The sequence below is a fragment of the Gilvimarinus sp. 1_MG-2023 genome, from assembly GCF_030548285.1.
In genome coordinates this window covers 1-392 of sequence record NZ_JAUOSC010000275.1, presented here as the reverse complement: position 1 = coordinate 392, position 392 = coordinate 1, and the positions used below count along the sequence as shown (strand labels likewise).

At 54.1% G+C, this 392-nt stretch carries 1 pseudogene; it reads left to right on the top strand.

Annotated elements, in window-relative coordinates:
- A pseudogene (locus Q4563_RS16770) lies at positions 1 to 392 on the top strand (transketolase); the annotation flags it as partial.

The window sequence follows — 392 nt, the reverse complement described above, 5'->3', positions numbered from 1 at the left end:
CCATAACACCTATGTCTTTATGGGTGACGGCTGCATGATGGAAGGCATCTCTCACGAAGTGTGTTCACTGGCCGGCACTCTGGGGTTGGGCAAGCTGGTTGCCTTCTACGATGACAACGGCATTTCCATTGATGGGGAAGTCGAAGGCTGGTTTACCGATGATACCGCCGCTCGTTTTGAAGCCTATGGCTGGCAAGTGATACGTCATGTGGATGGACACGATGCGGAAGAAATCCGTATGGCTATCGAGACAGCTCGTGCCAACACCGAGCAACCGACGCTGATTTGCTGCAAGACCATTATCGGTTTTGGCTCACCCAACAAGGAAGGCAAGGAAGATTGCCACGGCGCCCCATTGGGCGATGACGAAATCGCGTTAACCCGTGCTCGCC